The sequence below is a fragment of the Streptomyces sp. NPDC001599 genome (genome assembly GCF_042893535.1).
Lineage (GTDB): Bacteria > Actinomycetota > Actinomycetes > Streptomycetales > Streptomycetaceae > Streptomyces.
This window is the reverse complement of the sequence record NZ_JBIAVA010000013.1, coordinates 57,606-70,646: the sequence shown is the minus strand read 5'-3', so window position 1 is coordinate 70,646 and position 13,041 is coordinate 57,606. Positions and strand designations below refer to the sequence as shown.

Sequence of the window (13,041 nt, the reverse complement as noted above, 5' to 3'; positions counted from 1 at the left end):
GGGATCAGGTCCCCGCCTGCCACAGGGGCCGGGTGCCGAGTCCGACGGTGTCCAGGGCGAGTTCGGCGTACATCGCGTTGGCCCAGGAGAACCAGGGGCGGGTGAACCGGCGGGGATCGTCCTTGTGGAACGATTCGTGCATCTGGCCGGTGCCCGCGTCGGTCGACAGGAGGGTCGTCAGAGCCCTCAGGCGTTCTGTGGTGTCGTTGCTGGTCAGCCCCTGTACGGCGAGGGCGATGGGCCAGATGTGCCCGTCGGGCGTGTGCGGGCTGCCGATGCCTTCGGCCGCTGTTCCCCGGTGCCAGGTGGGGTTGGCCGGTGAGAGGACGAACCTCCGGGTCGCGAGGTACACCGGGTCGGTGGTGGGGATGTTCGCGACGAGGGGCAGTGAGAGCAGTCCGGGCATGTTGGCGTCGTCCATCAGTAGCGCGTTGCCGTTGCCGTCCACCTCGTAGGCGTACATCATGCCGAAGTCGGGGTGCCGCACGGTGCCGTGCCGTACGGCGGCCGCTCGCAGCTCTGCCGCCAGTTGGTCGGCGTTCTCGGCGAGTTCCGTGTCGTGTGCGTGGTGGGCCAGTTCGGCGGTGCCGTCGAGGGCGGCGGCGGCGCACAGGTTCGCCGGGATGTTGTAGCCGAAGGCGCACGCGTCGTCGCTGGGCCGGAAGCCGCTCCAGGTCATCCCGGTCCGGGTGACGTGCGTTCCCCGTCCCGCGTTCGGCAACGTGTCGCCCGGTGGGCCGTTCTCGCGGCGGAAGCGGTAGGTGGAGAGGCGTTCGTGGTCCTGCTCGGTGCGCCACACCGAGATGGCGGTGCGCGCGGTCCGCAGCGCCCCGGCGACGTGGTCGGTCCGCCCGCTCGCCGCCCAGAATCGGTGGGCCAGGAGCAGGGGGAAGGCGAGGGAGTCGACTTCGTACTTCTCCTCCCACACCCAGGGGTCCTCGCACAGGTCGGCGGGGTCGTGGGCCCGCCCGGAGGGTTCCGCGTTGAAGGCGTTGGCGTAGGGATCGTGTGCGATCTGCTGGAACTGGCGGCGCAGTACGGCGAGCAGGAGGTCCTGCAGGCCGCCGTCCTCCTTCAGGAGAGCCAGGTACGGCATCATCTGCGTGGAGGAGTCGCGCAGCCACATGGCGGGGATGTCACCGGTCACGACGAAGGCGGTGCCGTCGGCCATCCGCCGGATGGTGCGGGCCAGGGTGTCGTCCAGGCTGCGGGTCAGCGTCCGGCCGAAGCGCGGGTCACCGAGGGTGTCCAGCCGGTGGACGGCCTCTTGGACGATCGGGTGGTCCTTGATGCTGGTGGGAAAGCCCATGGGGCGGCCTTTCGGCGGACGGAGGACTGCGGGGGCGACCGGCTGCGGGCTACCGGCTGCGGGCGGAGGTTCCCTGACGGCGCGTCAGGCGCTGGCGGGCGGGCGGCCCCCCGGCCCGTCCGAGCCGGAGGGTGCGCCGTGGCGGACGACGCGGGTGGGGACGGTGACGCGGCGGGAGGCCCGCGGCGCCGCGTCGTCGTCCTGTTCGAGTCGGTCGATCAGCAGCCGCGCGGCCTGGCGGCCGATCTCGTCGGCGTCGTAGGAGACGAGGGTCAGCGGCAGACCGAGCACGTCGGACAGCTCGAAGTCGTCGAAACCGGCGACGGGCAGGCTGGTGCCGGATTTGTACAGGGCCCGGATGGCGCCCTGGCTGATGCGGTTGTTGGCGCAGAACAGCGCGGTGGGGCGTTCGGCCAGCCCGAGCAGGTCGAGGGTGGCGCGCTCCGCCGTCGCTGAGTCGACCAGGCCCTGGCGGATGAGGACGTTGTCCGGTTCGATGCCGACTTCTTCGTGTGCCGCCCAGAATCCGCGCAGGCGTTCGGCACCGGTGTACAGGGCCGGCGGGTTGCCGAGGAAGGCGATGCGGGTCTGTCCGTCGGCGAGGAGGCATGCGGTGGCTTCGCGTGCGCCGTGGAAGTCCTCGACCAGGACGCAGTCGGTGTCGAGTCCGGCGGGCGGGCGTGCGGCGAGAACGACGGGGACGTGCCGCATGGCACGGGCGAGATGCTGCTGCCGGCTGCCGGCCGGGACCACGATCAGCCCTTCCACCTGGTGGTCCACGAGTCCGTCGATGAGCCCGGGTTCTCGGTCGGCCTGTTCTCCGGAGTTGCTGAGCAGCACGCGCAGGCCGTACTCGGTCGCGACTTCCTGGACGCCGAGGGCGAGGCGTGAGTAGAACGGGTTGGCGAGGTTGGTGACGACGAGGCCGATCATCCCGCTGCCCCCGAGGCGGAGGCTGCGTGCGGTCTGGTTGCGGCGGTACCCCAGTCGGTCGACCGCCGCGAAGACGCGCTCGCGAGTCGCTTCCGAGACGCCCGGGTCGTTCTTGAGCACACGTGAGACGGTCATGGCGCTGACCTGCGCGAGCTTGCCGACGTCGTGCATGGTCGGCCCGCTGCCCCGGCGAGCGGTCATGCTCCTGCCCCTTCCTCTGCCGTCCTGCACCGGTGCGCCGTCCTCACGACGTCTCCGGCGTGCCCTGTGCCCAGTGCGCGGCCCCGAGCAGGGGGGCCTCCTCGGGCTGCCGGGCCGGCACAACGGGTACGTCCGGTCGGCGGGCCGGCGCCAACCCTGTGGTGAGCGCAGGGTGGATCAAGTCCCACGACCGGGCCATGGAACCACCGATGACCACCGCGGTGGCGTCGAAGCGGTCGATCCATGGAGCCAGAGCCTGGCCGAGTGCGTCGAAAGCGTAGCGGAAGGCTTCCACCGCGGCGGCGTCGCCCTTCCTGGCGCGTGCGGCCATGTCGCGGACGTCGGGGAGGTGCTGATCCCCCGTCGCGGCGGTGAGACGGGCGTAGTGCCTGCGGATGCCGCGGCGCGAGACCGTGTCCTCCAGTGGCCGTCCGTGCACCGTCAGGCGGTACGCGTGTCCGCGGGGCGGGACGAGGGCACCCGTGTGGACAGGGCGGCCGCGGGACAGGAACGAGGACCCCACACCCGTGCCCAGCGTCAGGCAGATCACGCGCTCGTGTCCCGCGGCGGCACCGGCACCGTACTCGCCGACGGCGAACGCGTCGGCGTCGTTGAGGAAGCGCAGCCGCTCGCACCGGCCGGCCAGCCGCTCGCGCAGTCCCGCGCCGACGTCGACGCCGTTCAGGGCTTCGAACTTGCCGACGTCGGCGAAGCGGCCGACGCCGGTGGCGTAGTCGAAGGGGCCGGGCATCGCCACACCCCAGCGCGGGTCGTGACCGGCCGGGAGCGCCAGGGCGGCCCGGGCGACGGCGTCGAGGATGTCGTCGGCTTCCGCGTGCGCCCTCAGCGGCCTGCGGATCACCGGGGAGGGCACGGCTCGGCTCGCGGTGGGGTCGACGAGGGCCGCGGTGACGTGCGTGCCGCCGATGTCGAGCACCGGGACCGGCGGCGAGGACTGCCTCGCGGCGGCCGCGGTCATGGTTCGACCACCAGCGCCTTGACGATGCGCACCTCGTCGCCGCCCAGGGCGCGGACGCGATACCGGCCGACCGCGGCGGGGACGGTGATGGTCTCCGCGAAGGCCAGCGTGTGGGTGCGGCCGTCGTGGGTCTCGATGACGGCGCCTTCGCCCGCGGCCACGTTGAGGATGTGGAAGCGGCCGGCGGTGTCGTCGGGCATGTCGCAGCCCTGCGACACGACGAGGCGGTGCACGGCGTAGAACATCTCGGGCAGTGCGCCGACGACTTCCTCGCGCCAGCCCTCACCGGAACGCAGCGTTCGCGGCTGCTGGATGAGGTCCTTCGTGACGTCGTCACCGCGCCGGGCCGTGTCCAGATTGGCGAAGCCGTGCTCGTAGGGCAGGGGCCTGGACGCCCCGGCGGCGTCCTTGCGCAGCCAGTCGTAGAGCCGCAGGGAGTACAGGTAGGGGGTCGCGCTCACTTCCAGCACCAGGTTGCCCGCGCCGGAGGCGTGCGGTGTGCCCGCCGGAATCATGAACAGCTGGCCCACCGTCGCGGGGTGCGACTGGATGTGTTCCTCGACGGGCATCGGGGTGCCGTGGTGGATGGCGTCCTCGACCTGGCTCCGCATGACGTCGAGGTCCGCCTCCTCGGTGAGGCCGAGCAGCACCCGGGCGCCGTCCTCGCTCGCGGTGACGTAGTACGTCTCGTGCTGGGTGTACGGCCAGCCGAACACCTCCCGCATGTACCGCTCCCGCGGGTGGAGGTGCAGGGACAGGTTGCCGCCGCCCATGGTGTCCAGGTAGTCGAACCGGATCGGGAAGGAGGTGCCGAACTCGCGGTGCACGTCCTGACCGAGCATGTCCTCGGGGTGTGCGGCGCACAGCAGTTGGAAGGGGACCTCGACCTGGGCCGCGCCCTTGGCACCGATCAGGATTCCCGCTTCGGGCGCGATCAGCTCGTAGCCCAGGGCCGTGTTTCCCGCCCGCGGGGTGAAGCCGAGTTCGCTCGCCGCCCACTGACCGCCCCACGGGGTGGAGTTGAAGTACGGACGGGTGCGTACCGGGCCGCGGGCCAGGTGGGCCAGTGTGCCGCGCAGTGCGGCGGCGTCGAGTGAGGCCGGGCCGGTGGCGTCCTGCACGTCGATCCAGCGGTCTATTCGTCCCGCGATCGCGTCGCGGTGCCGGTCGAGCACCGGCCAGTCGGTGTAGAACAGGCGCACCAGATCGCCGGGCGCGGCGGAGCGCCCGAGGTTGACGCCCACCGGCAGCTCGCCCTTGGACACGGCCGCCTCGGCGTACCGCTTCGGCAGGTCCGCGTACCACAGCAGATCCGGCTCGCACAGCGACGCGCCCGGACCATGGACCAGGACCACTCCGTCCCGCACGGGCCGCTCGGGCCGTGGCGGAGAGTCGAACAGGTCCGCGACCTGCGCCTGGGACAGCGGGGTGAAGAACGGGTCGTCGGCGGGTGCGGGCGGGGCCGCGATCCGCTCGCCGGCCGCCGCCGCGTAGTGGTCGCGCACATCGATTGGATCGACGTCGCGACCCGTGGCGCGTACGGCTCCCGCAAGGCCGTCGGCCAGCGCGGTCCAGTCGAGGGCCGCGGGCCCGTCGACGGCCAGGACGAGCGGACCCGGCGGCAGCTCCGCGGTCAGGGCCGGCCAGCCGACGGCCACCGTGCCGTCAACCGGCGGGTAGCTGGGGAGGGGGTCGTACGAACGAGACGCGGGCACAGCTGCTCCTTACTCGGCTCCACGGATATGTTAACGATAACAGTCCTTGGCTGGAGGTGTCCACGACCGATCCGTCATCCCCCGAAGCGACACACGGGCCTTTGACCTGGCATTTCTCTAACCCCTTTCCGGTAATGGAGATTCTTTTCCCTTCACACCCTTGCTACCGACGGAATGGTGTCGTTAACCTCCACGCAACACGCACCGGGGCTGCTCCGGGGTCTTCCGACGCCGCACACGTCCTGTGATTCACATCCGGCCATGCAGGTGGCCCGATTCCGTGAAGGTGATCAATGTCAGCATCGGGCAGGACCAGCAGTGCGGCCTTGCCGCTTGCTCGGCGCCGCTTCCTCACCGGGGTGGCCGCCGGCGCGGCCGCTCTGACGGCAGGGGGCTGCGCGCGGGGAGCCGGCACGTCCGCGCAGCCGGGGACCACGAGCATTTCCAACGACAACGCCACCTGGGACGACGGCTACCGCGCGGCCGGCCGCGAACTGAAGAGGATCACCGGATACACGCTCAGGCCGCTGTCGAATCCGTCGGTCACCTCCTACCAACAGGTCGTGCAGATGACCCTGCAGACCTCGAAGTCCCCCGACCTCGTCAAGTGGGCGTCCGGCTACCAGCTCAAGCGTCTGGCGCGCGCCGGCGGGCTCACCGACCTGACGCGCGTCTGGGAGGGGTACGGGGCCAAAGGGTGGGTGCGCGGCACGTCGCGGGAGTCCGTGTCCTACCGGGGCAAGGTCTTCGGGATCCCGCTGTACGAGTCGTACTACGTGCTCTTCTACAGCAAGCCGGTGTTCGGGAAGCTGGGTCTGTCCGCGCCGAGCAGCTGGGACGAACTGCTGCACTGCGCCGAGGTCCTCAAGCGCAACAAGATCACGCCTTTCCTCGCCAGCCAGGTGGGGGGCTGGCCGGCGATCGAGTGGTTCCAGGAGCTGGTCAGCAAGGTCGACCCCGGCTTCTACCAGCAGCTGGTCGCCGGTGAAGCCTCCTACACCGACGACCGTGCCCTCCGGGCCATGGACATCTGGCACGACTTCATGCGCAAGGGCTGGATGACCTCGCCCGACTTCGACCAGGCGCGCGGCCCCGGCGCGCTGAAGGAGGGCACGGTGGGCATGTTCCTGCACGGCACCTGGCAGGCGTCGGGCATGTCCGCGGCCGGGATGAAGCCCGGCACCGACTACGGCGCCTTCATCCTGCCGACGGTGCGCCCCTCCACCCCGAAGAGCGTGATCGCCGAGTCCGGGGTCTTCGCCGTGCCCGGCCGCGCCTCTTCGCACAAGGCGGCGATGGCGAACGTGGCGGCCTGGCTCGACCCGTCCGTCCAGCGAGTGTGGAGCGACTTCCTCCAGGACAGCTCCGCCAACCCGAAGGTGCGCGCCAGTAATCCGGTGGTGGCCGGGCTCCAGCGGGACGTCGCCCGCAACCGCCGGACGGCGCTGGTCCGCTACTGGGAGGCAAGCCCGCCGAGCCTCATTCAGGGCAACACCAACGACCTCGGCGGTTTCATGGCCGGACAGACCTCGCCGGCCACCACACTGCGCCGGATGCAGGAGCGCGCACACGACGAATGGGCGGCCTGGAAGCGAGACGAAGCATGAGCACCTCAGTGACCGACCGGCGCCCGCCGACCCCGGCCGGCGGACCGGGAGCGCCCCGGCGCACGATGCGGCGGCCCCCCTCGACGCGTACGTGGGCCACCGCGCGTGAACGTCTGACGGCCGGCGGGTTCATGGCTCCGGCCGTCCTCCTCGTCACGCTGTTCCTGCTGGCCCCCTTCGTGTGGACCGTCTACCGCAGCTTCTTCAGCGACACGCGGACCTCGCCGTTCAGCTGGTTCGACAACTACTCGCTGTTCGCGTCCGACCCGGCCCTGTCCCGCTCCATCCAGAACACCCTGATGTGGGTGGTGGGCACGGTCGCGCTGCCGTTCGTGCTCGGACTCGCCATCGCCTGCATGACCAACGCCGGACGCCTCTCCCGCCTCGCGCGGCTGTGCGTCGTACTGCCCTACGCGCTCTCGGGGTCCGCGGTGGCGGTGGTGTGGAACTTCATGCTCACCACCGACGGCGCCGTCAACCAGGTCCTGACCGGCCTGGGGCTCGACTCGCTGGCCCAGGGCTGGTTGCTGACCTGGCCGGGCAACACCGTGGTGATGATCCTCGCCAACGCCTGGCAGGCCACGGGCGTGGCCGTCATCCTCTTCCTGGTCGGACTTCAGTCCATCCCGCCCGAGACCCTGGAGGCCGGTGCCCTGGACGGGGCGAGCGGCTGGCAGCAGTTCCGCCACATCGTGCTGCCCCAGCTCCGCCCGGTGTCGATCATCGTGATCGGTATGAGCCTGGTCAACGGCCTGAAGTCCTTCGACCTGATCTGGGTGCTCACGCAAGGCGGCCCCGGACGGGCCACCGAAACACTCGCCGTGTCCATGTACAACGAGACCTTCCTCGAACTGCGGCCCGGCGCGGGAGCGGCGATCGCGGTCGTGCTCACCGTGATCGTGCTGGCCGCCTCCTGGCTCTACCTGCGCCGCCAGCTCGACGTGAAAGGCGTGTGACGATGTCCCTCGGCCGAGTTCTGCGCAACGCCGTCATCGCGGTAATGGCCCTGCTGTGGCTGGTGCCCACCTGGCTCCTCGTCGTCAACGCGCTGGTGCCCTCGGGGAGTTACTCGGGCAGTCCGCACTGGCTGCCGCAGGACTTCGGGTTGTTCGACAACATGTCCCAGGCCTGGGACAAGGCCAACCTGGGCCCGGCTCTCGGCAACAGCCTCCTGTACTCCGTGGTCAGCGCCGCGGCGGCCGCGGTGATCGCCGGTTTCGCCGCCTTCGCCACGATCGTCATGCCCGTCAAACGACAGGCTCTGTGGTTCTGGGTGATCTACGCCGGCACTTTGCTGCCCCTTCAGGTCTTCATCAGGCCCCTGTTCCTGTCCTACGCACACACCTCGCTCTACGACACCCAGACCGGCCTGATGCTGATCTACACGGCGATCGCGGTCCCGTTCGCGTTCTTCGTCATGCGCAACTACGCCCTGACGCTGCCGCGGGAGGTCGTGGAGGCCGCCCGCATGGACGGTGCGTCGTGGTGGCGGGTGTTCTGGCAGATCCACGTTCCGCTGACCCGCTCCGCCATGATCGCCGTGTTCGTGTTCCAGTTCGTGGCCGTCTGGAACGACCTGATGTTCGGCATCACCATGGTCACGAGCCGCAACATCCGGCCCGTCATGGCCGCGCTCGCCGACCTCCAGGGCAACTACTCCAACGTCGGCCCGCCCATCGTCCTGGCCGGCGCCCTCCTGGTGTCGCTGCCGACCGTGGTGCTGTTCTTCTCCGCCCAGCGCTTCTTCGTCAGCAGCCTCAAGATCCACCGCTGAGCCCGCGCGCCCGCGCCTCCCCCGTCACCGTCGCGAAGGGAAACACCCGTGCTGCGATCGCTGCTCGTCCGCGCCACCGCCCCCGTCGTCTGCGCCGGCCTGCTCTGGACCGCCGCCCCCGCACACGCCCAGAGCCCCGGACACGCCCGTCCGGTCTCCTCCGACACCTGGGCCGACCGCGCCACCGGTACCTACCGCGCCCTGCAACGGCACCTGTACGAGGGCCCCGGCGCCCACGGGCTGTACCTGGAGCACACACCCCGGCAGGCCGCCGACCCCGAGCACTCCTATCTGTGGCCGTTCCGCGAGGCCGCCCAGGCAGCCGTCGACATGCAGCGACTGCCGCGCACCGGGGCCGCCTACCGACATGACGCGGCCGAGCGGTTCGACACGGCCGAGCTGTACCACACCGGCGGCGAGCGCCCGGGCTACCAGTCGTACCTGCCCGCTCCCCTCGGCACGGGCGGCGACGTGTACTACGACGACAACGCCGTCGTCGCCCTGAGCCAGCTCGACCAGTACGAGGAGACCGGTGACGCGCGGTACCTGAAGCGGGCCGAGCGGGTCGTGCCCGTCGTCTCCCGGGCCTGGGACGGCGACGCCACCAAGACGTGCCCGGGCGGCATGGACTGGTACGACGCGCCCGGCAACACCATCCGTGCCACCAACGTCACCGCCCTGTCGGCCCAGCTCGCCGCCCGGCTCTACGAACACACCCGCGACCGGGTCTACCTCGACAAGGCGGAGCGGTGGTACGGCTGGGTGTACTCGTGCATGCGCAAGGCACCCGGCCTGTACGCCAACGACCGCGGCGACGACGGCAGCACCAACGAGACGCTGTGGACCTACAACTCGGGCGCCATGATCGGCACCGCCACCGCGCTCTACCGCGGCACCGGTGACGCACGGTACCTGAAGAAGGCGGTGGCGGACGCCCGCGGCTCCCTGGCGTACTGGACCGGGGGCACCCGCCTGCACGACCAGCCGGCCGTCTTCAACGCCTTCTACTTCAAGGACCTCCTCGACCTGGACTCCGTCCGCCCGGACCCCGCCTATCTGAAGGCCATGAGCACATACGCGGACAGCACCTACAAGTCCAACCGGGACGCCTCCACCGGCCTGTTCCGCTTCCAGCCCTCCAACGGCGGCGACTACGACCCCGGCGCGCCGGCCGCGACCCTCAACCAGTCGGCCATGGTCCAGATCTTCGCCACCCTCGCCGACGCCACCCACCGCACGACCGGACTTCCTGACGCGGCGGACCGCGCCCCCGCTCCCCTCGACGCAAAGGACATTCACGCACCATGCCCAAGCCACCGCTGACCCGGCCGTCCTGGTGGGACTCCGACATCGCGCGCGACCTCCTGAAGGAGCGCGTGGCCACCACCGTCGGCCTCGGCGGCCGCCAGGTGCGGCTGTCGGGAGAGCCGCTGCTGCGTCACGACGGGACGGGCGGACTGCTGCAGTCCATCCGGGTCGGGGTACGTCACCCCGGCGGCGCGCACCTGCGACAGCGCGTCACCCGGGCCCGCGTGAGCACCGCCGGGGGCACCCCCGTCCGCTGCGAGGTCATGCCGGGACCGGGAGACGACACCCGTCTCCTGGTCCCGGAAGTGGACGCACCCACCCCGCTCCTGATCGAGCTCCCGGAACTCGAAGAGGGGACCCAGGTCGCCTTCGAGGCCCGGCCGCAGCGCCACTGGACGCTGCACCTGGTGCAGCACTCCCACCTGGACATCGGCTACACCGACCCGCAGGGCCGGGTGATGGCCGAGAGCCGCGCCTACCTCGACTCGCTCCTCGAACTGTGCCGCGACACCGACGACTGGCCGGAAGCGGCCCGCTTCCGCTGGGCCGTCGAAGGCTTCCACTCCTTCCAGGACTGGCGGGCCAACCGGCCCCGCCGCCAGGTGGAGAGTTTCCTGGAGCGGGTGCGCGAGGGACGCGTCGAACTCACGGCCATGCCGTTCAACCTGCACACCGAGACCTGCTCCACCGACGAACTGCACGAACTGCTGCGCCCGGTGACCGCGTTGCGCGACCGGCACGGCATCGGCATCACGACCGCCATGCAGACGGACGTGCCCGGCCAGGTGGTGGGACTGCCCGATGTGCTCGCGGACCACGGCATCCGCTACCTGTCCGTGGCGCACAACTGGGCCGGCCGCGCCGTGCCCCACCTCGTCGGCGGGGAACACCTGCCCCGCCTGTTCCGCTGGCAGGCGCCGAGCGGGAACAGCGTCCTGGTCTGGCGGACGGACACACCGCACGGCCTGGCCTACATGGAGGGCTCGATCCTCGGCTTCGACGAGTCCTACGACCACGTCGACGACCTGCTGCCCGCCTACCTCGGCGCCCTGGCCAGCTTCCCCTACCCCCACCAGGGGCGCGGGATCCCCGGCTTCCCCGCCCTCGACCTGCCCGGCACCGCCGACCCCTACCCCTGGGACGTGCTGCACCTGCGGGTGCTGGGCAAGTTCGCGGACAACGGCCCGCCGCGCCGCATCATCTCCGACACCGTGCGCCGCTGGAACGAACAGTGGGCCTACCCGCGGCTGCGCGCCTCACGCAACCAGGACTTCTTCGAGGACGCCGAGAAGCGCGTCGGAGACCGCCTGGAGATCTACCGGGGTGACTGGAGCGACTGGTGGGTGGACGGCGTCGGCGCGGGCGCCGTACCGCTGGCGGCCACCCGGCGCGGGCAGGCGGCCCTCGCCGAGGCACAGACCGTGGCCGGGTACGCCCACCTGATGGGCGTACCCGGCAGCACGGCCGTCACCTCGGCCGCACCGGACGTCTACCGGTCCGCGTCCCTGTTCAACGAGCACACGTGGGGCGCGGGCGACCCCTGGACCCACGGCGACCACGGCCACGGCTCCGGCGAGAAGCAGTGGCACTGGAAGTACTCCCAGGCCATGCGCGCACACGACGACGCCGAGACGCTCCTGGACGCCGCTTCCGCCCTGCTCGGTGAAGCCTTCGCCCCGTCCGACGACGCGCCGGCCTCGTTCTACGTCGTGAACACGTGCAGCTGGCCGCGCACCGAGACCGCACGCCTCTTCCTGCCGGAGAGCACGGTCGCGCTCGGCGACGCGGTACGGGTCCTCGACGGGCGTACCGGCGAGCCCCTGCCCTTCGCGGAGGAGGCACAGAGCAACGAACGCCACCGCGCGGCCGGGCGGTTCCTGCACGTGCCGGTCGCGGACGTACCGGCCTGCGGAGCCGTGCGCCTGGACGTCGTCACCGGCGACGACTCCCCCGCACCGGCCGACGGGGCGAACCCGCCCGCCGATGCCACCGTCCTGGAGAACGACCACCTGCGCGTGACGGTCGACCTGCACGGGGCGTGCATCTCGTCCATCGTCGACAAGGCGACCGGACGCGAGATGGTCCGCCAGGACGCCGTGGTCGGCTTCAACGGCTACGTCTACGACGAGTACGCCACGGCCGGCGCGTTCAACCACCAGTCCAGCAAGACCGTGGCCGACGACTCGATGCACCTGCTCGCCTCCCGCAGCACCGCGCCGCCCGCCGCACTCGTCGACCGCACCACGGACGCCACCGGGCAGACCCTGGTCTACGAATGCGCCCCGGCCGGTACCCGTCGGCTGCGGGTGCGCGTGCACCTGCCGCACCGCGCGGCCCGCATCGACATCGAGAACCGTATCGACAAGAACGCGACCCTCACCAAGGAGAGTGCCTTCTTCGCCTTCCCCTTCGCCCTCGACGAACCCGCCGTGCACACGGAGGCCACGGGCGGCGTCCTGGGCACCGACCGCGAGACCGTGCCGGGCTCCGCGACCCACATGCGCGCTGTCCGGCGTTGGATCAGCCTGAGCGACGGCGCCCACCACGCGGCACTGGCGACGGCCGACGCGCCGCTCGTCCAGCTCGGCGGGATCGCGATCCCCTACGTCCCCTACCCCCAGTCGCTGCCCCGGACGGAGCCGGCCACCGTCTTCTCCTGGGTGCACAACAACATCTGGGACACCAACTTCCCCGCCCAGCAGGCCTTCGACCACGTCTTCCGCTACAGCGTCGGCTTCACCACGACCGAGGAGAACGACAGGGCCCGGGCCGACGAACTCGCCGTACGCGTCGCCGCCGTCACCGGCCACCCCCTCGTGCCGGTGCGCGCCCGCGCCGGAGCAGGGGCCGCATCCCCGGCGCAGGCGCGATTCCTGGCCCTGGACGATCCCCGGGTGCGGCTCGTCGGAGTCACGGTCCCCGACGGCGGCAAACTCCTCGTGCGTCTGCAGTCCCTGTCCGACGTCCCCGTCACCTGTCGCCTGACCACACCCTTCGCCGTGGTCAGCGCCGTCCGCACCACCTACCTGGGCCAGCCCCTGCGGGAGATCGGCCCGGAACCGGACGGTGCGATACCGGTCGACGTACCGGTGCTCGGAACGGCGGCCGTGGTCCTCGAACTGCGTTCCGCCACGACCGGGAGCGCGGGGAGCCCGTCGGTCTCGGGCGACGCCTGACCCGCAGCATCCACTGCGGCGGCGACGAAGGAGGCAACC

General features: G+C 71.1%; 9 protein-coding genes. 5 read left to right on the top strand and 4 right to left on the bottom strand.

Annotated elements, in window-relative coordinates; genetic code table 11:
* Positions 1-4 precede the first annotated feature (4 nt).
* The 4 genes from ACFYZ3_RS28600 to ACFYZ3_RS28585 form a co-directional block, all read right to left on the bottom strand.
* A complete protein-coding gene (locus ACFYZ3_RS28600) occupies positions 5-1,309 on the bottom strand; it encodes a glycoside hydrolase family 125 protein (protein ID WP_388523416.1) in 1,305 nt (434 codons plus the stop codon).
* 84 nt (positions 1,310-1,393) lie between these two features.
* Positions 1,394-2,443: a LacI family DNA-binding transcriptional regulator gene (locus ACFYZ3_RS28595; RefSeq protein ID WP_388523412.1), complete on the bottom strand. Its 1,050-nt coding sequence runs from the start codon at positions 2,441-2,443 to the stop codon at positions 1,394-1,396.
* Positions 2,444-2,486: 43 nt separating this feature from the next.
* A complete protein-coding gene (locus ACFYZ3_RS28590) occupies positions 2,487-3,422 on the bottom strand; it encodes an ROK family protein (RefSeq protein WP_388523409.1) in 936 nt (311 codons plus the stop codon).
* Positions 3,419-5,137, bottom strand: coding sequence for a class I mannose-6-phosphate isomerase (locus ACFYZ3_RS28585; RefSeq protein WP_388523406.1), 1,719 nt, complete (start codon positions 5,135-5,137; stop codon positions 3,419-3,421). The genes ACFYZ3_RS28590 and ACFYZ3_RS28585 overlap by 4 nt, the downstream gene beginning before the upstream one ends.
* Before the next feature lie 293 nt (positions 5,138-5,430).
* Here ACFYZ3_RS28585 and ACFYZ3_RS28580 point away from each other — a divergent pair, with 293 nt between their 5' ends.
* The 5 genes from ACFYZ3_RS28580 to ACFYZ3_RS28560 are packed head-to-tail and all read left to right on the top strand — an operon-like array spanning position 5,431 to position 13,002.
* Positions 5,431-6,744, top strand: coding sequence for an ABC transporter substrate-binding protein (locus ACFYZ3_RS28580; RefSeq protein ID WP_388523403.1), 1,314 nt, complete (start codon positions 5,431-5,433; stop codon positions 6,742-6,744).
* A complete protein-coding gene (locus ACFYZ3_RS28575) occupies positions 6,741-7,700 on the top strand; it encodes a carbohydrate ABC transporter permease (RefSeq protein ID WP_388523400.1) in 960 nt (319 codons plus the stop codon). The genes ACFYZ3_RS28580 and ACFYZ3_RS28575 overlap by 4 nt, the downstream gene beginning before the upstream one ends.
* Before the next feature lie 2 nt (positions 7,701-7,702).
* Positions 7,703-8,518, top strand: coding sequence for a carbohydrate ABC transporter permease (locus tag ACFYZ3_RS28570; protein ID WP_388523397.1), 816 nt, complete (start codon positions 7,703-7,705; stop codon positions 8,516-8,518).
* 48 nt (positions 8,519-8,566) lie between these two features.
* The gene (locus ACFYZ3_RS28565) at positions 8,567-9,841 is read left to right on the top strand and encodes a glycoside hydrolase family 76 protein (protein WP_388523394.1); all 1,275 of its coding nucleotides are present in this window, start codon (positions 8,567-8,569) and stop codon (positions 9,839-9,841) included.
* The gene (locus tag ACFYZ3_RS28560; protein WP_388523391.1) at positions 9,823-13,002 is read left to right on the top strand and encodes a glycoside hydrolase family 38 C-terminal domain-containing protein; all 3,180 of its coding nucleotides are present in this window, start codon (positions 9,823-9,825) and stop codon (positions 13,000-13,002) included. Before ACFYZ3_RS28565 ends, ACFYZ3_RS28560 begins: the two co-directional genes overlap by 19 nt.
* Positions 13,003-13,041 lie beyond the last annotated feature (39 nt).